General features: G+C 37.1%; 18 protein-coding genes and 1 tRNA gene. 4 read left to right on the top strand and 15 right to left on the bottom strand.

All coding sequences use genetic code 11. The annotated features are described in order from the left end of the window. Window positions 1-49: 49 nt before the first annotated feature. From HAV12_RS07840 to HAV12_RS07810, 7 genes are all read right to left on the bottom strand, one after another. Window positions 50-694 (bottom strand): NAD(P)H-binding protein, encoded by a 645-nt coding sequence (locus HAV12_RS07840; RefSeq protein ID WP_171569160.1) that lies wholly within the window; start codon window positions 692-694, stop codon window positions 50-52. 339 nt (window positions 695-1,033) lie between these two features. Continuing rightward, window positions 1,034-2,143, bottom strand: a complete 1,110-nt coding sequence (locus HAV12_RS07835; RefSeq protein ID WP_171569159.1) for an alkene reductase — start codon at window positions 2,141-2,143, stop codon at window positions 1,034-1,036. 90 nt (window positions 2,144-2,233) lie between these two features. Next, window positions 2,234-3,058 (bottom strand): DJ-1/PfpI/YhbO family deglycase/protease, encoded by an 825-nt coding sequence (locus tag HAV12_RS07830; RefSeq protein ID WP_171569158.1) that lies wholly within the window; start codon window positions 3,056-3,058, stop codon window positions 2,234-2,236. Between the two features lie 53 nt (window positions 3,059-3,111). Continuing rightward, window positions 3,112-3,900 carry an antibiotic biosynthesis monooxygenase gene (locus HAV12_RS07825; protein WP_171569157.1) on the bottom strand — a complete coding sequence of 263 codons (789 nt, stop codon included), beginning with the start codon at window positions 3,898-3,900 and terminating at the stop codon, window positions 3,112-3,114. A gap of 9 nt (window positions 3,901-3,909) precedes the next feature. Then, window positions 3,910-4,134, bottom strand: a complete 225-nt coding sequence (locus HAV12_RS07820; RefSeq protein WP_171569156.1) for a 2TM domain-containing protein — start codon at window positions 4,132-4,134, stop codon at window positions 3,910-3,912. Window positions 4,135-4,163: 29 nt separating this feature from the next. Next, complete coding sequence (locus tag HAV12_RS07815) at window positions 4,164-4,751, bottom strand: NAD(P)H-dependent oxidoreductase (protein ID WP_171569155.1); 588 nt, start codon at window positions 4,749-4,751, stop codon at window positions 4,164-4,166. Between the two features lie 75 nt (window positions 4,752-4,826). After that, the gene (locus HAV12_RS07810; RefSeq protein WP_171569154.1) at window positions 4,827-5,417 is read right to left on the bottom strand and encodes a Crp/Fnr family transcriptional regulator; all 591 of its coding nucleotides are present in this window, start codon (window positions 5,415-5,417) and stop codon (window positions 4,827-4,829) included. A gap of 463 nt (window positions 5,418-5,880) precedes the next feature. Here HAV12_RS07810 and HAV12_RS07805 point away from each other — a divergent pair, with 463 nt between their 5' ends. Genes HAV12_RS07805 through HAV12_RS07795 form a run of 3 tightly spaced genes read left to right on the top strand, consistent with a single transcriptional unit; the run spans window position 5,881 to window position 8,536 of the window. Next, complete coding sequence (locus tag HAV12_RS07805; protein WP_205423355.1) at window positions 5,881-6,939, top strand: hypothetical protein; 1,059 nt, start codon at window positions 5,881-5,883, stop codon at window positions 6,937-6,939. Continuing rightward, window positions 6,929-8,053 carry a hypothetical protein gene (locus HAV12_RS07800; protein ID WP_171569152.1) on the top strand — a complete coding sequence of 375 codons (1,125 nt, stop codon included), beginning with the start codon at window positions 6,929-6,931 and terminating at the stop codon, window positions 8,051-8,053. The genes HAV12_RS07805 and HAV12_RS07800 overlap by 11 nt, the downstream gene beginning before the upstream one ends. Before the next feature lie 27 nt (window positions 8,054-8,080). After that, the gene (locus tag HAV12_RS07795) at window positions 8,081-8,536 is read left to right on the top strand and encodes a hypothetical protein (protein WP_171569151.1); all 456 of its coding nucleotides are present in this window, start codon (window positions 8,081-8,083) and stop codon (window positions 8,534-8,536) included. Window positions 8,537-8,636: 100 nt separating this feature from the next. Here HAV12_RS07795 and HAV12_RS07790 read toward each other — a convergent pair whose 3' ends face one another. From HAV12_RS07790 to HAV12_RS07775, 4 genes are all read right to left on the bottom strand, one after another. Continuing rightward, complete coding sequence (locus tag HAV12_RS07790; RefSeq protein WP_171569150.1) at window positions 8,637-9,029, bottom strand: helix-turn-helix domain-containing protein; 393 nt, start codon at window positions 9,027-9,029, stop codon at window positions 8,637-8,639. 111 nt (window positions 9,030-9,140) lie between these two features. Next, window positions 9,141-9,659, bottom strand: a complete 519-nt coding sequence (locus HAV12_RS07785; RefSeq protein ID WP_171569149.1) for a hypothetical protein — start codon at window positions 9,657-9,659, stop codon at window positions 9,141-9,143. A 425-nt stretch (window positions 9,660-10,084) separates the two neighbouring features. Further along, window positions 10,085-11,377, bottom strand: coding sequence for a M91 family zinc metallopeptidase (locus tag HAV12_RS07780; protein ID WP_171569148.1), 1,293 nt, complete (start codon window positions 11,375-11,377; stop codon window positions 10,085-10,087). A gap of 436 nt (window positions 11,378-11,813) precedes the next feature. Next, on the bottom strand, window positions 11,814-13,184 hold the full coding sequence (locus HAV12_RS07775) for a hypothetical protein (RefSeq protein ID WP_205423354.1): 1,371 nt from the start codon (window positions 13,182-13,184) through the stop codon (window positions 11,814-11,816). 611 nt (window positions 13,185-13,795) lie between these two features. Here HAV12_RS07775 and HAV12_RS07770 point away from each other — a divergent pair. Then, entirely contained in the window at window positions 13,796-14,815 is a 1,020-nt protein-coding gene (locus tag HAV12_RS07770) for a DUF535 family protein (RefSeq protein WP_171569146.1), read from the top strand. A 210-nt stretch (window positions 14,816-15,025) separates the two neighbouring features. On the opposite strand, the gene HAV12_RS07765 is transcribed toward HAV12_RS07770, so the two are convergent. The 4 genes from HAV12_RS07765 to HAV12_RS07750 all read right to left on the bottom strand — a co-directional run bounded on the left by HAV12_RS07765 (window position 15,026) and on the right by HAV12_RS07750 (window position 20,088). Next, window positions 15,026-15,094: transfer RNA gene (locus tag HAV12_RS07765), tRNA-Gly, on the bottom strand. Between the two features lie 322 nt (window positions 15,095-15,416). Continuing rightward, the gene (locus HAV12_RS07760; protein WP_197984777.1) at window positions 15,417-17,855 is read right to left on the bottom strand and encodes a DUF4982 domain-containing protein; all 2,439 of its coding nucleotides are present in this window, start codon (window positions 17,853-17,855) and stop codon (window positions 15,417-15,419) included. Window positions 17,856-17,955: 100 nt separating this feature from the next. Further along, window positions 17,956-18,915, bottom strand: coding sequence for a glycosyl hydrolase 53 family protein (locus HAV12_RS07755; RefSeq protein WP_240345246.1), 960 nt, complete (start codon window positions 18,913-18,915; stop codon window positions 17,956-17,958). A 75-nt stretch (window positions 18,916-18,990) separates the two neighbouring features. Beyond that, complete coding sequence (locus HAV12_RS07750; RefSeq protein ID WP_171569145.1) at window positions 18,991-20,088, bottom strand: glycosyl hydrolase 53 family protein; 1,098 nt, start codon at window positions 20,086-20,088, stop codon at window positions 18,991-18,993. Window positions 20,089-20,111: the final 23 nt, after the last annotated feature.

The raw sequence follows: 20,111 nt of genomic DNA, 5'->3' as shown, positions 1-20,111 counted from the left end.
CAAGAGTTAACCCAAAAACCACAGGCTTGATTTTATACATCCATTAAAACTAATCCGGCAATCTGAAAATTGCGTCAAGTTCAATAATAGTAGTACCAGAAGGAAATACTTTTGGTGCTTTTACTAATTTCTCTGCCAGAAGAGCCGTTGGCATTGGCCTGAATTTTCGAAACAAGCCTATCGCATTTACACCTTTTAGTATACACCCCATTATCTTTTCGCCAAATCGATCTGAACCTGCTCTCAGTAACAGCCCCGGTCTGAATATAATGTACTGCTCAAAATCAAGCCGGGTAATTTTATCCTCGAGTTTCCCCTTTATCTGTGAATAGAAAACCTTGCTTTCCGAAGAAGCTCCGAAAGCAGATAACAGTACAATAGAAGAAACTCCATTTTCTTTAGCGAATGTGGCAAAAGCTGCCGGAATTTCAAAATCTATCTTCCATTGGTTTTCTTTTGTACCAGCGGCCTTTAGCGTTGTTCCCAAACAAGAGAAGAGAACATCTCCAACAATCAGATCCTTATATGTTTCCGGACTGGAAAAGTTAATAATATGTTCTACGAGTTTCGGATTTTGTTTTCCTGTTGGCCTTCTTACAAAAATGGTAACCGTTGTATAATTCTGGTCAGCCAGAAGTTCGTCAACCAGCAATTCTCCGGTTGCGCCTGTTGCTCCAATAACGAGTGCTTTCATAATCGTACTTTATAAATAATAATTTCTACTAAAATATACGGAATTTAAGAATTAAAAATCAACTGTGTATAATTTCACCGGATGGGCTTTGACTTTTAAAAATATTTCTCCCTGATGCGTATAGGTGACCGGTATAGTTTCAGGCAATACCTCTTTCATAGCCTCTGAAATGACAAAATCACGATTCAGCTCATTGCATTTGTATTTTTCCCTTTTTTTAATACATTGCTTAAGAAGATAAAAACAGAATGTTAAGTCTAAAAACTTATCACGGCACTATTCAAAGATACCTCTTCATTTAAAATACAATCAGACTTTAAAGCGATAATTTCAAACCAATTAAATTGTTACGGGCTGTCTGTACGTTTCCCAATCTGTATATCCATGATTTCCCAATCCGTAATGTAAGTCGCGATTTGGTTTTGTTAATTCCCAGTTGTTTTGCAAACGTTCCACCAAATCCGGATTTGAAATAAAGGGTTCTCCAAAGCAGGCAATATCAATTATTCCGGCATTGATCAACTGCTCTGATTTTTCCCTGTCCATACTTCCGGCAAGAATAATTATGCCATCATACCAGGAACGGAAATGTTCGGTAAACCCATCCGGCAAAGCATGACTCCCTTTTGATTGCTGGTCCATTAAATGAATGTACACTATATTTCTTTTCTTTAATTCCTGCGCCAGATATTTATAAGTTGCTTCTATTTCATCGTAATGTGGCAAGTCTCCCAAACCGCCGTAGGGTGTTAGCCTGATACCTACTTTTTTATTTCCAATTGCCGCTATTGCAGCATCAATAATTTCCAATAAGAACCTGGAACGGTTTTCAATACTCCCACCATATTCGTCGGTACGGTTGTTTACAAAAGGATTTAAAAATTGTTCAATCAGATAACCGTTAGCCCCATGTATCTCTACACCATCAAAACCTGCTGCCACAGCATTTTCAGCGGCTTTGACAAAATCATTGACAACACCTTTCACTTCACCTGAGGAAAGGGCTTTAGGTTTTGATGCCGGTACAAAACCTTCAATGCCATGTTCGTCATACCCCCAGGCCAAAGTATTTTGCGCCTGAATAGCTGATGGGCCTACAGGAGCAATTCCTCCTGGCTGATTTGAAGTATGCGACACCCTGCCTACATGCCACAATTGCGAAAATATGGTGCTGCCTTTTTCGTGAACTGCCTGCGTTACGCTCTTCCAGCCTTCAACTTGCGCTGCGGTATATAAGCCGGGAATATAAAGTACTCCTTTTGCTGTTTCGGATATGGCAGTTCCTTCGGTAATAATTAAACCGGCACCTGAACGCTGTGCGTAGTAAATGGCATTATTTTCGTCCGGAATACCAGCTGCATTTCTTGCTCTCGTCATTGGAGCCATGGCAATGCGATTCTTTACTTGTAAAAAACCAATCTCTGCGGGTTTAAAAATATCTGTTTTCATAATCATTTCGCTTTAAATGTATTTTTGCTTTTTGATGATTTTGATAGTGAAGAAGATCTTCTTTCCCCACTATCCAATCATCTTTAGGCATTACTTTTTAACTAACCAGTTTTCGACCGCTTTTGAAAAATCGGCTACATCAATCGGATGTCTGCTGGTTATGATGTTTGCATCGGTAACAACAGGTTCATCAACTACAGTTGCACCGGCATTTTTCAAATCTACCTGAATGTTCCAGTAGCCTGTTAGCTTTCTTCCTTTCAAAATATCAGCCGATGCCAATACAACAGGAGCGTGACAAATAGCGGCTATTAATTTTCCGGCCTTGTTGAAATCCTGAACAAATTTTATGACATCTTTATCGTATCGAAGATTGTCCGGATTCCAGGCTCCACCCGGAATAAATACAGCGTCATAATCACTTACTTTGATCTGATCAGCCGTATGGTCGAATTTTATCCAGCCAACCGGTTGTAAGTATTGAATAGCCATTATATGTGTTTTAGACATCTCCGGATATACCAGTCCGTATCTTTCCGGAGCCGGATTGTATTTAGGCGCAATGATCTCTACTTCTGCTCCCAATTCCTTAAAGTACCAAACGGGTCCTGTCAATTCAATTTCCTCAAAACCATCTGCTACCATAACGGCGATTTTTTTCCCTTTTAGCGCTGATTTATTTTTTACAGGTGTAAAGAAGAAAGCTTTCAAAGCTTCATTTCCCGGCGCATCCAACAATTTTGATACGGGCATGTTGACAACCGCAGACTGAGTAGACAATTTGTTTACTATTTCTAACTCGTTAGCATAATTTACATTCATTTCTTTAGTTTTTATTATGGTTTGACCTTCTACTTGCAATACAGTAAGTACACTTAATACCCCTGCTGCGATAATTTGTTTCATTGTTTTCATTGTTTTCAGATTTAAAGATTATAGTAATTGTGTTTAAAATTTAATTTTTGCTGTTATTCCCGAATGAGCGGTGCAAATTCGATCAGATGGTGAATTCCGTCCTGAAACGGCTGTTTTTTTATACTCGTATTCAGGTAATCCAGCACTGGCTGAATGGGCGGAAAGTTCAGATGATACTGGAACGCGTCATTACTTCTGAATTTTTCAAAGGTTATAAACTGCGTGGCATCTTTTTCTGCTTGTGATAATTGATAGGTGACAACACCGGGTTCACTTCTAAACTGAGGCATGGCTATGTGATAAAGCTTTCTGAAATTTTCTTCTGTACCAGCCTTTGCCTCTACAAAAAGCATGATGGTAAGCTGGTTATCTTCTGCCTTGCTTGCTCTGCGCCATTCCTTTTTGGAAATGGGTTCTAAATCTTTTACATAGATTATTTTTTCAGGTTTTGCTAAGGCTGTTTTTGCTACTATTGTTACCGCCTTTGCTTTTGAATTCTTCCTGAATTGCTCCAGTTCTTTTTGATTGTTCCAGCGTTCAAACAGCCAAATCACCGCTTGATTTTCTTTTTCGAAATACGCTTCTGCCATTATATTTTCCTCATTTGAAAGAGCAGCTGATACATACTCTTTCAGGGCCTTTTGAAATTTTTCCTGATCGTCTTTTTTGACTTCGTAACGGGTAATTTGGGCAGCCATTTCTTGATTTTTAAACGCTTCAGGAATAGCTTTTGCCGGAGCATTACCGGAATTCTGTGCTGCTGCAAAGGGGCTGCCTCCCACCGATAAGGATGTTACAATCAGTACAATCCGTAAAATCGAAAGTGATGTTTTTATGGTCATGGTTTTTGCTTATTGGTGAAATTTCTTTTTAAAAATGAAGACTCCCATATAATGAAATAATAAACCGGTTCCCCAGGCTGCAGTCTGCCAGAACGGCCATAGGTATGTTCTGTCTGTAAAAAACCATAGCAGCCAAAGGGCAGGAATAGTTAATACAAATACCAATAAGTGAATTTTAAAACCTTTTTTAGGTTCGATGTGAGCATTCGTATGCTCTTTTGCTAAATGTCTCATGATGTTTGATTTTTAATAATTGCATTATTTTATTTAAGCTGTTTTCCTAATTGTTCTGTTTTTTTCAGCCATTTATTGCGCAGGCTTTCTGTTGATTTTCTCATAAAACCAAAAGTGGAAAACCGGATAGGATCAAATCCCACGTAGCCGAACACGATATCTTTGAGTATTTGGTATTGTGAGGCACGGTAGATCAGATAGAACCACCATTTTGGAGTGTCCATAGTAACAAGGAGTCTTAAGCTTTTTCCTTTTAAAAGTTTTTCCGGGAAGATTTTTCCGGAATGATGTCTGAATGCGAAGTCCGGCAGAAAAATCCTGTCTATAAATCCTTTAGTAACGGCAGGCATAAATCCCCACCAATTCGGATAAGAGAAGACCACATGATCGGCCCACAAAATCAGCTCCTGTGCCTGAATCAGATCTTTTTCAAGTGATACTGTTTCTCCCGTTTTATATCCGTCAGACAGATTTACATTAAAATCCAGTCTGGATATATAAATGGTTTTGCAGTTGGCTCCTGTAGTTTCTACTCCTTTTCTGTAAGCATCAAGCAATGCATTGCAAAAAGAATTTTCAGAAGGGTGTCCGAGTATAAGTAAGATATTCGTTTTCATAGCAGTTCATTTAATTTGACACTGCAAAGATTTTAAATAATCAAAAGCTACTCCTGACACAAATGTGTCAAAAAACTATTGGTGTGCTAGTTTTTGACGAATTCGGGTAAGTGTTTGTCTTTCGATTCCAAGAAAGCTGCAAAGATGGGAGATCGATATTCTGTTAAACAAAGCAGAATGGTGTTTTGTAAAATCAATATAGCGTTCTTCTGCCGTTTGAAATATAAAGCTCTCAATACGGGTCTGCTGGCGTTTTAGAATTTCTTCGGCAATTAATCGGCCGTATCTTTCAAAACCGGGCAACTGCCCGTAAATCCATTGCAAATTTTCATAAGAAATACAAGCCATAGTGGTGGGCTCTAAACACTGAATCGAATATTTGCTGGGCTGTTGGGTTATAAAAGAAGGATAGTGTGTCGCATAATCGCCTTCAGAATAGAAGCCGACCGTAATTTCATTTCCGTCGTTGTCTATAAAAGAAGAACGCACAAGTCCACTTGCGACAAAACCAATTGCTGTCTGTACCTTTCCGGACTGAAGAAAAAAATCTTTCTTATTTAATGCTGCAAAAGTACATTTTGATTCAAACCGAGAAAGCTCATAATCGGGTATATCAGGACAAATTTTCCTGACTGACTGCAAAAATAGGACTGCACCTGATTCCATTTTATTCTAGTTTGAGAAATCTTGTTTGAAATTAAAGGATTGTATTGAATTTTTCGAATTAAAAGGATTGAATACAATTACCAGTTGCAAAATAATATAGCGCTAAAAACAACCTAAACAACTGCAATTCAATATTCTAAAAACAAAAAAACAATCAAATATATAAAAACATCCTGGATCGTTCTTTTTATTCAGGATAATTTTAACCTTCGGCCGTCCCAATTTAAAATCGGATAATTCGTCCATCGGAATTTTGTCCGTAAAAAACCAATTAAAAACAAACCAAAAAAGTCAGTCTTTTGAATGGCTTTCGATGTAAACTATAGTAGATTAACCAAATTAAAAACTGAAATCGTTTTATTTTTTGTAAATAAAATAGTTCTATATTAGCTTCTTAAATTTCAATAAAAATAAAATACTGCAGCAAACTCTTCTCACACCTTCATGACAAATACAAAGTTTAATGTATAAAAAAATCAATCTCTCTTTATCTCTTGTTCTTTTCACGGTTATATCTTATTCACAGGTCAACAACCCGAAAAGTAGTTCCCTCAATAAAGATTTGTATCAATACCACTTAAAAGACTCCGTTAAATCTGTCAGGTATTCAAGAATTGTCTACAGGGAAGATCTTGATATGGAAGCAAGACAAGCCTTACATAGCGATGCCTTTTCATATCGAGACGCTTATCACGTATTACATTTCAATACATACGGGATGTCATTAGATGAAGCATTAGCCGGTGATACTATTCAGTATGATGAAAAAGACCTTCAGATAAAGGCAGGGTATACGGTTAAAAAACAACTTCCTTATCCTGCTTATAAAAATAACCTTTTAAAAGCCAATACGGTTACCTGGAATATTTCACAATGTTATGTCAATAATGCTTTATCGGGAACAGTACAATTATCCTATAAATATCTATTTGATAAAAACGGCAATATTACCGCTGAAAAACAATATTTCCCGCTGGGAGACAGGGATACTATAACTACGAAATACGACGAAAAAGATCTTTATGAGACTACAAAGTACATTTATGATGTAAAAGGCAATCTCATCCAGCAAAGACTATTTTCTAAAGAAGAGGATCCATCTTATTATACGTATAAAGATGGCGCCTACGAGATCTGGAATTATGAATATGATGCTAAAAACAGGTTAATCCGAACTACAAAATCGCAGGGAGGAGAACCAATGTTTGAAGAAAAATACAAATACCATCCAACCGAAAATTATATTGCGGAAAAGTATGTCTTTGAAGAAAATGGCTTAGGTTTTTCTTTATATGAAAATTTCAAAACCGTGAATCTGTTTTACAATAAGTTGGGGGATGTTATGGAGTCTGATTATTTTAAAAAAAGTGATTACGATAATTCCGTCACTACAAAAAAAATATTTTATGAATATGAATTTGACGCTCATAACAATTGGGTTTCCTGCAAACTAAGATTTGACTCCAAAAACAATGAAGTGACTGCCAGCGTAAAAAGAAGTATATTATATTATGAAAAATAAATTCAGAAAGACAATCTTAGTTGGGATCTTATTGATTTTCAATTTATCTGCGAGTGCGCAGGGCAACTATATTTCTAATATGCAAATAAAAAGTAAGGCGGAGTTAAACTTAAAAGGCCCTGTTAAATCCGTAAATACACTATATTCCTACATCAAACCTGATTTGGATCATAAAAGAAAATTCAGGGTGTTTTTAGAAAACGATGTGGCAAACGATATTGCGTATCAATTTAATACAGATGGCCTTGTCACAAGGAAAACCAACTACCATCGGGATGAAAAAAGCCTGGAAGTCATGATCCCTACCGTTGTTTTTCTGTATGAGTATGAGCCCAATGATTCTGAAGAAAAAAAGAACTATTTAGCACTCCTTAAGCCTTTAAATTCTTTTGATGCCGACAATTTCGTAAAAAGGAACCAACACATTTCAAGAGGCATACAAACAGAAAGAACCGGAAAAGACATTGAGATTACTGGTAAAAAAGAATACTTTTATTATACATACAAAATTGAACATAATAAAATAACCGAAGAGAAAATGTATAAAGACAAAGCCAGAAAAATGGATGAAAAAATGGCTGCTCTTTATGATGAAGGGGAGAAACCTGTTCTGGATAATTTATGTTATGTAAAAAACTTTATTTATGATAGCAAAGGCAATTTGGTTAAATGTACTTTTTTACGGGGCAATGCGGGTCTCGAATTTGAATCGTACCTGTTGGATAATCGTTTTAATATTTGCAGGGCTAATTTAAGGTATTATTACAATGACCAAAACCAGCTTATCAAAACGAGTTTAGACGATACTAAAGAAATTTTCGTAGCTGAAACGTATACGTATGACCCTGAAAATTTAACTGTGAAAAAGCGAAACAGAACCAATCGGTTGTTATCCTATCTTCCGTCTGACAATGTGGAATATACCTATAACGAGAACAGAGACATACTAGAAACCAAGTTTGTTACTGATGATGAAATTAATCAGCCTCTTTTTCGGTATTATGAATACGAATACGACAGTAACAAAAACTGGATCAAATGTAAAATGTATCTGGAGGGCAACAAGAATGAAGCAACTGCCATCGCAGAAAGAAAGATTGAGTATTTTCAATAAAACCACTTCCCTATTTTAAAAATTTCTATGAATTTAAAAATGATGCTGCTTCTGATTTTTCCGCTAGCCTCTTGTCTGGCACAGGAAATTAATGTCCGTTATCAGGACTCACTGGTGCTGCTGGAAAAGGATTTAGTAAAATGCATTAAAGAACATAGTGATAACGAACTGGATTGCCGAATGGAATACTATCATGCCCTGCAATATTACGAGAAAGAAGTTTATTATGCGGTTTCTAAAATCAGGGATAAAACCAATACCAAAGCGCAAACAGATGAATTCATCAAAGCAGAAGTAAAATGGAAAGACTCCTCCTATTGGTATTTAGCCAAAATCATGAAAGAGTTCCAGAAAACACATCCCGGTAAATTTGTGTGGACCAAAGGCCCCGGAATAAAAGCAGATGCAAGGATGTTTTACCAAAAAAACGCCCAATATTTTAAAGACAGAATAAATTATTTACTGAGTTTAGTAAAGAGTTAGTATGCAGGAGAAGTCTCTGTCTAGACGTACATATGTTTTAAATAAAAAAGAGACTTCATTCAAGAAGTCTCTTTACATATAATATCTTTTTTTGTCAAGGTTATTTATCCTTTTGATTCTTTTCTAAATAGTCTACTTTATCTTTCTCTGCCTGAACTAAACGTTCGTAAAGTTCTATTACTTTATCTAAAGGATTAAAGGTGCAATAGTGTTGTCCGCCAGCATATATGCTGCCTTTATTATCGTTGAAACTATTAAAATAATTAATCACTCCTTCATCTGAAAAATTCTTTATTGCTTCTACAGTAACGCCCAGAGCTTTTGCCACTTCAATTAACTTTTCTTCGTCAAGCGTCTCACTGTTTTCTATAATAGAAACAGCCTGCTGATTGGTTCCTAAAGCCTGCGCCAATGCTTCCTGCTTCATGTCTTTAAGTTCACGAATACGGCTGATTTTTCGCCCTATGTGATTTGATTTTGTTGCTGTGCTCATAGTTCAAAGATAATAATTATGAATAAAAAATTAAGAGATACATAAAAAAATGTGAGTTGTAGAAAGTCTGTTGTGAAATGTAAAATATAAATTGTGAACTGTAAACTGTTTTTAGTTGCCTGACAGTTCTCTTTTTAACGATACTTCCTGTTCTTTCAGAAGCCTTAATTTACATTCATATTCTGCCTGCAGTTCCAGGTTATTTTTTTCTATAGCGGTTTCTGTTCGGTTTTTAATGATTAGCAATTGCTCCTCTTGCCATTTTTCCTGCATTTTTCCTGTTAGAAAACCGGCAAGCTTTAAACCATTGCGAGCCGATGTATATTTTGCCTTACACTTTTCGAGTTGCGTGGCTATAGTATTTTGCTTCTTTTGGTTCCTCATCAGCTCATCCTCACAGAACTTCATTGCTTTAGATCCCGGACCTTTTGCAGCAGTAATAGTATCGTCGTCTTCATCCTGTTGTTGTAAAAAAGCGAGCATTTCGGCTAGTTTTTGATGAGCCTCTTTCGGCAGACCACGTTGTCCCGTTGCATACATTGCCCATTGACTTAGCGGCACGATCAAAAGCACCGCCATTTCTTCTTGCTGTATCCCTAATACTTCGCCAATCTTTTTTTCTTTTTCCATCACCCACATTAATTTGATTTTCTATTTTATCCCTGTGATAAACTTCTTGTCTATTTATGTCATATTACAACAATTGTGATAAACTTATTTTTGTTTTTTAGCATATCACGAAAGTTGTTATAAAGTCATTTTTTGTTTTTTCAATATCACAAAGATTTTATAAGACTTTATTTTGATTTGATTTTGAATCAGTGACAAATGTAGTACATTTATTACATAAAAGTAAGGGATAGCAAAAAAAGTGGCAAGAACAACTAATGGGAAAAAAGTCTAAGTAGTTGCAGAAAAAAAATATTACAAGTGGTAAGAAGTCTGGAAACTTCATATACTATGGTCGCTTTTTTAGGTGCAGTTAGGAGCGTTTCGTGTATTATTATCAGAAAACTATTGCCATTGCCATAATAAATCGTTTTACAATTTCCTGTCTATCCATGTCCTATTCTTTTGGAAAGTCCATGTTCAGCTCGCAGACTATTTTCAGTTATATTAGTTCCCGGAACGCCAAGATCAATCGTGGCATGTTCTTCTGCATTGCTCCACATTTCGTGGGGCATTCCTGAAACGTAATTAGCACCATCAAGCTTGCGATGGTTCATGCCTAATTGATTGTGCCTTGTATGAATCAACTCATGAGCAAACAATAACCATGCAGGAGATAGGATAGCTCGTCCATCCGCATCTTTACTAGGATACTGAGTGTCAGTCATACCAGGTTCTACTCTTAGTATTGAATCCTGTTTAGGGCCTGCAACAGGAGCAGCTAAAGTACCAGTTGCTAATGCCTGCGTTTCTCCAACTGTCCCTCCACCTCCCATCATCGCAATGGATAATGGATGCTTTGGATAAACTTTGACTGCCTTGTCGTCACTGTTAATAGAATGAACCAGTTCACGTCCTCCTGCACTTCCCATCGTACGGTGCAACATACTAAAAATCTCGTTAGAAAAACCTTTAGGCTTCTCATTCTTATCTTCAGCAGTAGCACTATTGATATCAAGAGAACCTGTCCCGGCTACGATACTACGCCAGTCCTGATGTGTTTGTGCCAACTGTTGTTTAGAAAGAGCTTCCTCACCACGGAAGTAAGGAACCCTGCCTTTACTTATTTCTGTAGAAATAATTTTCTGATGTTCTTGCTGAACTTCATCCAACAAATTTTCAATCAAGAGCCTTAATTGAGTAGATACAGGAGTATTTCTTCCCACATTTATGTTCAAAAACCTATAAGCGGAATGTTCTATAGTATCTAATGCTTTTAATTTATTAGTAGAACTTGATTGAGTAGGCCCTGTAATACTTTCATATATATTATGAAGCATTCTTCCTTTAATAGATTTGGGTTGTCCGGCCTTTTTAAATTTTAGTAAGCCGTTCGTAATTGCTTTAAAAAAAATATTGCTTGTAACACCGCCAGCTCCTTCAATTTCTTTATTAAAACTAGTAGCAGTTCGTAAAAGTTGAATGGGTTCATTTTGAGAAGATTTAAATTGGGCAACCTGATTAGCAGGATTTTTTATTTTGACCCTTTGATCAAAAGCCATCAATTTCTTCACTTGAGAACTACTATTAATTGCTTCCTGCAATTTTCTTTGCACAATAGTCTCAGGTCTGTTATCCACCAATTGAAAAGCAGACTTGCCGCCAATCCCCTTTTGAGCAACTGAATTTGCTACCGATTGCATTTGATTCTCTCGCGTTTGGTCGGACTGAATATTCATATTTTTCCTTTTCAGTTTTGTTCAGTTGACTAACATGTACCTCTACAAAACAAAGCTTTGCACATACAATTAGTAACTATTCGGATTGGTGAAAGCATTTATTCATGATGATTAATGATAAACGAAGACAGCCTGTTTCATCTTACTACATTTTTCTAATCTTTGAATTTTCAACGTAAAAATAATTATTTAGTCAATAGCTATTTCTAGTATAAATACCTGTTTTTTAGTTTTCAGGCAATATAAAAAGTGATCGTCTCGATAAATTTATCTCATCGTTTTCAATACAACAAAAATCATTTTAAGGCTTTTAAAATCCCAAAAATAAAAGAGACGACCGGTTGGTCGTCTCTTAACTATTCAAACTTATAAATTTATATTCTTTTTTTCAGTTCGTTACATCGCTATTTTGTAACAACATCTCATCCAAACCTATTTATTTTTTTACCGGCATCATATTAACCCTAAGCTTATTAGACTCAGAACCTTCTGAAAGAAAAACCAAATACTTCCCGTCACTTGTTCTTCTCATAGTCTGTGCCGGCTGAATCATTTTTATTCCTTCCTTTTTTGAAGTATTCACCAGGGTATCTTTTGTTTTTAGCAGATTTCCTTCATTGTCTATCAAAGCAAAAGTGGTCTTTTGAATTTTATTACTTTGCTGGGTTTTAAAAACATTCCATGCTAAAAAGATTTTATCGTCAGAATAACGTCCAATCTGCATGCCCCAACCTGCTGTTTCATCAATTTCGGTATCGGCAGCGTAACTGGTTAACCAATTTTCTTTAATTACTTTCTGTGCACTTGTTCCAATACCCGAAACAATAGCAACGCGAACATCTCTCACTATTTTCTCTGTACTATGGTCCCTTTGCGTAGCATACACAATAGCCAGATTGCCATTGGGTAAATTAATAACCTCTCCCGTGGATGATTTTGTATTATTTTCACCACTGGCACCGGGAATATCATAGTAGTTCAGCCAGTTCAATCTCCCTTTATTAACATCCCAGCCCTCTACGAACAAAGATCGTTTAGGAAGTGCATCACCATGAGCAAGTGCCACATAACGACCATCGGGAAGTGGCAGAAGCCTTTGATCGAAGTTGTGAGAAATATACCAATCCCGCAGGAAAGTTCTTTCGCCAGTCTCGGCTTTATAGAAGCCCAACCAGCCGGCCTGATGCCCTCCGGCCCTGTGTGCCATGTAAACACCAAAAGTATCTCCGGCTTTATTGTAAGTCATTATGGCCTGTCCGGCCTGACCTGTTGCTATATTTTCCGGATTACTGTCTTTCCATAAATCTATAGTATATTTTACACTCCCGTTACTGTCGAAACAATAAAGCTTCGGATTTTTTCGCAATTGATTATCCGGATTTACATCAGATGTTCCCATGATATAGCGTCCGCCACTGATTTTATCATAACCCAAAAAGCGGGTGTTCCCGAGATTCAACGCTGCCGGAAGAGGATTCTCTGCCACTATCTGCCTACTCTGCAATGAAATCTTTGTAAAATGCCTGTGCCCATTCAGTGCCGTGTTGCTTCCCTCCCAGTACACATCGATCGTATTATCGTCATTTGCAGAAAAGAAAATACTGGGCCATACAGCGAATGTTGCATTGGCCGCTGAAGTCAGTTCCCTCAAATTCTCGGGTAATGTTACTTCAAAAGAAGAATAGCCACTTAATAAATCAGTCTCTTCAGCCAAACCTGGTTTCGTATGCTCTGTAACAGCTTCATTGTCATCTTTAGAACAAGACATAAAAGCTAAAACGAAGCTTAAAAATAGTATCTTTTTCATTTTCATTATTTTATTTAAAATGTTTAAAAAATTTTAATTTAATTCAGCTTAAATTTTCATGCTTTTTTTAAATCGAGCGCAAAGTTATCCTATAATAGCTGTAAAGTTTTTTACTTATAAGAAATGGCCGTTTGTTGTAATAAATGGCCCTTGGCAGTTCATTATTGGAAATAAAAGTTACAATTATAAATGTCAAAATTCCAAAATAGTGTAACGTAATTGTTGTTTGTTAAATCAGTATCAGTCACAGGAACTCTCCTGTTCCTTCAAATAAATTTTAATGCTATTTCGCTACTGAACCGCTATTCGGATTTGCTGCAGAAATTGAAAATCTACCATCTATTTCATAATTAAAACCAGTTATTACAACCTGATGTAATCAAAATAAGACTTGATTTAATTTTAACCCCAAATTGGAGAGGTACTATAGAAATTATTCCCGACGAAATTAAAATAAGCAGTGATTCATACTACTATTTTTCAGTAATCAGTTCAATATTCTTTTGCTGATTTCCATACTCTTAACCTTCAACTGATAAAATGGTTATTTACTAAAAAACTTAAGACTTACAGCTTTGTCAGGTCAATCAAATAAAAAGCAATTAATAATAATGTTAGAAAAAAAACAAAATCAATTTAATAAACATTTAAAAGGATCAGATGCCCCATTTATGAATATTGTGACTACTATTCCAATCATTTCTGCTGCAATAGAGGGATGGTTGTATGCAGCTGTTGCATTTGCAGATGAAAAAAAAAGCTATCGAAGAAAACAACAATTAAAAAGTTTCTTTGGTGCCCTTACCAATCCCTGCTTTACAGCAAAATGGTATCAAATTCTAAAGTCACCTGATTTTTCTTTTATCACTGAACATCGCAGGAGAATTTATCTGAAACCCTATAGAGTCTACATGTCAACCCAATGGACGAAAAAACAAAAAGTAAAAGTAATCTGCGATACCTATCGGTTTATTATGGGTAAAGGCGAAACACTTAAACAGGTAATTAACGGTAATAAAATGTTGGAAATAGCTCATTTCAAACTCACTTATACAATTGAAGCATCGTTAACACTGGGTTATGACGAAAGATTCCGTAAAGAAGGTGAATTGGTTTTTTCTTTTGAATGCAGTCAGCTTGGAGGAAGAATTGTAGCTGCTGCTTTATCCTTTGAAGAAGTAGCATTTGAACAATGGGTTTGCAGAATTGGCTGTATTCAGGGCATTAAACAAAATAGGGAGAATTCATCAAAAACAGCTCAAAAACTGTTAAATGGACTGCGTCCAAAATCGCTCATCATTTTTGCAATCCAAGAATTTTCCAGACAACTGGGGTGCATTAATGTTTATGGTGCAGGAGATTCCATTCACGCTTATCGTCGCAAGCATGCTATTCATCTTCCCTCGCTGCATACCATAACATTTGATTATGATTCCATCTGGAATGAATCAGGGGGACAGCAAAACAGTGAAGGCTGGTTCAAACTGCCTTTGTCACCGTCACGCAAATCAATTGAAGAGCTCAAATCACATAAACGTGCGTTATACCGCAGGAGATATGCTCAAATGGATGAAATAGCCTTGAAAATCGCAACTTCAGTTAAAAATATAGCACTAAAAAAAGTCTTATAGTTTGATACTTCCTTTATGTAACCCTAAAGCTTTCTTACCAGTACAGTTTACAGGATGCTAACAGAGAAGCAACTACTATAGATATAAACGTCTTAAATTTTAATTCCATTGTTTCCTGTAGTTCTAATCATCACTTTATACAGAACGATACAAAACTACTTCTTCAAAGGCAGAAAAAAACACTATCAATTGAGTTACTTTTGATGTGAACGCACAGGGATTCGGGCCTTCGACCGTCTGTCTGGAAGACAGGTGCTCTATCCAGCTGAGCTACGTTGCTAAAATAAAAAACCAATCAAAACAAAAAAGCCACTCAACTGAGTAGCTTTTCGTGATCTTAACAGCAGCAAATTCGAATCTCTTATTAGAAGATTTAAAACTTTTAGCCGACGCTCTTGATTGTATATTTTGATTTACAGCTATTTATACACATGAAGAAACTGCATAATACCTTTTTTTTTCATCTGCTCGTTTCGCATAAACAGTAAGGCATACGGACTTAGCTTCTGGTTCTTTTAATTTCATTTGAGCAAAAAAACTGGATATTAAAAAGTAATTCTGAAAAGAAAAATCATTTTTTTTATGATTGCAATTCTAATCGTTAACGTTCTGCCTTTAAATTTATCTTCCCTTTCTCAAGAGCGTTACCTGTTACTTCCAATTGGATTGCCCCTGCACTTTTGACTGCTTGAACCAAAACCACCAGTTTACCGCTGAAAAGCTTCATTTTATTTTCATGAAATATTTCTAATGATGTAGCATCGCCGTTACATGCAGCTCTGTAAGTTGCAGCACCAGTTACTTTAAATTGTAATTCATTGACCGCCGTTGGGCATGGAATTCCGTTTTTATCTACTACTGAAACCGTTACAAAAGAAATATCTTCGCCATCGGCTTTAATGATTTTTCGATCTGCTTCGAGAACAATTTTATACGGATCTCCGGCCGTTTTAACCTCACTTTCGGCAGCTATTTTCCCATTGGAATCAAATGCCACCACTTTTACCGTTCCGGGCTCATATTTCACATCATTCCACATTAATCGATAACGGTTTTGCGGAGTTGAATTGTTTTTTTTCTGCACTCCCCTGCTTTTTCCGTTTATAAAAAGCTCGGCGCTATCGTAATTGGTGTAAACGAAAACGGGAGTAATTTCTCCTTCTCTTCCTTTCCAGTTCCAATGTGGCAAGATATGAAGCGTTTTATCCTGCTTATTCCATCTGCTTCTGTACAGATAAAAACGGTCTTTAGGAAGTCCCGCCAAATCTGAAATTCCGAAATAAGAACTTCTTGAGGGCCATTTTTCGTCATAAGGTGTTGGCTCTCCCAAATAATCAAAACCAGTCCAGACAAATTCGCCAATCACCCACGGTTTGTCATCCTGCAATACAAAATCTTCATCAGGAACATTTGACCAGCTGCACGCTTCAAGATCATAAGACGAACATTGAAGATCATCGTATTGTTTTTCTTTTTGCTGTACCACAGGAAATTTATAAATTCCTCTTGAACTCACTGTTGAAGCTGTTTCTGAACCCAGAATAAATCCTTGTGGAAATGATTTGTAAGCTTCTTCATAAAGGTGAACCCTGTAATTCAGTCCCGGCACATCCAATAAAGACCCAAAACCGGAGGCCATAGTCTGTTTTACCTGATCCATTCCCACCGTTACCGGGCGCGTAGGGTCTTCTCTGTGAAAAACATCCTGCAAGAATTTAGCTCTGGTCAAACCTTCGGCTCCATATTGATCCGGAACTTCATTTCCGGAGCTCCACATGACAATACACGGATGATTGCGTGTGGCTCTCACTAAATTGACAATATCTTTTTCTGCATATTCTTCAAAAAAACGATGATATCCGTTTTGTACTTTTGGCTTCGCCCATTCATCAAAACTTTCCGCCAGAAACATAAATCCCATTTCGTCAGCCAATTCAAGTTGTTCAAAAGAAGGCATATTATGAGAACTGCGAATCGCATTACATCCCATATCTTTTAGAATCGTAAGCTGTCTTCGAAGTGCTGCTTTGTTTACTGCAGCACCAAGAGGCCCAAGGTCATGATGCAGACAAACTCCTTTAAATTTTGTCACTTTTCCGTTCAGGCTAAAGCCAATATGGGGTTCGTATTTAATAGATCTGATTCCAAATTTTATACTTTGTTCGTCTTTTAACGTTCCGTCAGCTGCGTATAATTTGGTTACCGCTGTATACAAATAAGGCGTTTCCGGACTCCATAAATGAGGTTGGGCAACAGTAATAGTCTGATGAAATTTTCCGTCTTTTATTTCTGTCTCTTTCTGTGTTGCTACTATAGTATTAGCGGCATCTTTTATTTGCGTTACCATCGACAAATTACTGCCATTGACTTCGGCTTTAAGATCTACAACAGCGTTATTTTCTTTGATGTCCGGAGTGGTAATAAAAGTTCCCCATTGCGTAAAGCTTTCCTCCTCTTTTACCACAATACTCACTTTTCTGTATAAACCGGCTCCGGGATACCATCTGGAAGAAAATGGCATATTGGTCAGTTTTACGGCCAGCACATTTTCTGATCCCGCAATAAGATCTTTGCTGATATCAATATAAAAATAGCTGTACCCGTAACCCCAGTTTCCTATCTTTTTTCCATTTAAAAAAACCTGAGGTTCACTCATGGCGCCTTCAAAAATAAGAAGGGCTTTTTTTCCTTTTTTAAACTCCGGAAGAGAAAATGTATTACGATACCAGCCTGTACCAATATGCGGCAATGCTCCGGTACGACCTGTTTTCTCGGTCGGAATTTTTTCTCCGTTTTGTTCAATGGCCGAAACCTGTTTGTCCCATTCTTTATCAAAAGGTCCGTAAATGGCCCAATCGTGGGGAACACTGACTTTTTCCCAGTTCGAAGCATCAAAAGCTACCGCAAAAGCATCCCCTGTTACTTCTTTGGAAAAACGCCAGTTCTCTTTTAAAAGAACCGTACTGGATTGTGACCTCATTTTTCCGGACGATAAAATCAGCAGCACTACCGATAATATTGATTTAAAAATTAATTTCATTTTCTGTTTTATTTTTTCACCACCAGACTATTAAGACCATTTATCTGTATGAAACTTATTATGTTAATGGTAATTTTTAATTTTTAATTAAAAGAAATATTTATTCTTTAAAAGCATCCAGTGCCGGCGAAGGTTTTCCGTCAGGAAGCCAGGCGTTAAGCTGATAACCGCTCCAGCTTTTTTCGCCTTGTGGTTCCCAGTAAATAACGCCCAGACCTTTGTTATCGGGTACGCTTTTTACCGCCTTTATAGTCGCTTCCAGCATTTCTTTGGTGTTTTGGACTAAAGTATAATCACCACCCACTTCGACCACCATCACTTCTTTATGGTATCGGGCAGCCATGTCTTTCAAATTGTTTTCCAAATCTAAAATAGTACTCTGATAATCGGTTTTGATCCAATACGGGTAATACGACAAACCAATCACATCATATTTCACCTTATTTTCAGTCGCTTTATCAAAAAACCATCTGAATTTTTCGCTTTTATTTCCTTCGTCCAGATGCACAATAACTTTAATTTTGGGGTCGATCGCTTTGGTGGCTTCGTATCCTTTATCCAGTAATTGTGCCAGCTGACTGAAATTATCGGTACTGCCTTCCGGCCAAAGCATACCGCCCGGAATTTCATTTCCAACCTGAACCCATTCCGGCGTTACTCCGGCTTTTTTCAGCAGTTGCAAAACGTCATAAGTATGCTGGTATACATCAGTTAACAATTCCGGAAAAGAATGTTTTGCCCATGCGGCGGGTTTATTTTGTTTGCCGGGATCAGCCCAGGAATCGCTGTAATGAAAATCGATCATGATACGCATTCCCATTTTTTGCGCGCGAACGGCCATGACAACTGTTTCTTCCGGGCTGCAGTGTCCGCTGGCTTTATCGTCATTCGGGTTTACCCAAACGCGCAAACGAATGGTATTTATACCACGGTCTTTTAATAATTGCAGACAGTCTTTTTCAGAACCGTCTGCATCATAAAATTTATAGCCTGTAGCTTCCATTTGTGGCAGCCAGCCTACATCTGCTCCGTTTGAAAAGGAGTTTTTTTCGCTAATCATTTTTGATTTACAAGAAGTAAAGGCAAGGCCAGTTAGCATCAAAAAAGATACAATTTTAAGTGATTTTTTCATGTTTTATTCTTTACTGAAAGCTTGCATTACGGATAGAGCATTGTTATCAAAACTGTATAAAGCCTGATTTTCGAATGTTGAACCACTTGTCGATTGTGGTCCTTTAAAAGCCACCCATTCCCCTCCCCAATACGCAAATCCCTGTCCAAATTGGGATGTTTTTACTATGTTTTTAATATCCGTAACAAAAGTTCTTTGTCCGGCCGGAGTTGCCGGATATCCGGGTACCAGCTGATCACTTGTTCCTACAATATTGTTAGTCTGATCGTTGTGCAATAAGGTAAAAGGATAAGCGGTTTCTGCAATCAGGACTTTTTTGCTGAATTTTTGTCCTAACGCATCAATGGTATTTTTCACTTCCGTTAAATCTTTACCATGCCAGACCGGGTAATACGATAGCCCGATATAGTCGTAATCAATACTTTTCATTTTGGTAAAAAACCAATCGGTACCTCCGCCATTTACACCTGCATAATGAATCATTATTTTGGTGTTGGGCGCTTTACTGCGAACTGTTGCGCTGGCAGCAGTTAATAAAGCGATACATTGTTGTTCGTTACTGATTAAATTTCCTTGTGGCCACAATAATCCACTATTGATTTCATTACCAATCTGAATAATATCCGGATTGATTTCTGTAATTATGGTTGAGGTGTAATTGGTAACGGCTGTTTTTAAATCGGCGAAAGATAAATTTTTCCATTCTTCAGGAATGGTTTGTTGTCCCGGATCGGCCCAATTGTCAGAATAGTGAACAGTAAGCCAGACTCTAAGTCCTGCCTGTCTTGCTTTTTGAGCCAATTGTTTTACTTCGCTTAAACCGGAACGCCCATTTACGGGATTTTTCCATAAACGAATCCGGACTGTATTACAGCCTGCGTTCTTTAGTGTGGTCAACATTCCTTCGGCTTTGCCGTTGCTGTAAAATTTAGTTCCCAAAGATTCCATTTGAGGAAGAAAAGAAACATCTGATGCTCTGATAAAAGTATCATTTGCATCCGGCGGGTTTACCGATTCTGTCTCTGCTGCATCATTACCTGAGCACGAAAACTGAATGGCAGTGATAGCCAATACCCCAAGAATTTTTATATATTTTTTCATGATAATTAGTAAGTTTTGAATTT

The sequence above is a fragment of the Flavobacterium sp. CLA17 genome (genome assembly GCF_013112255.2).
GTDB classification, from domain to species: Bacteria; Bacteroidota; Bacteroidia; order Flavobacteriales; family Flavobacteriaceae; genus Flavobacterium; species Flavobacterium circumlabens.
The sequence above is the reverse complement of the archived record's forward strand: the minus strand, read 5'-3'. Positions and strand labels throughout refer to the sequence as shown.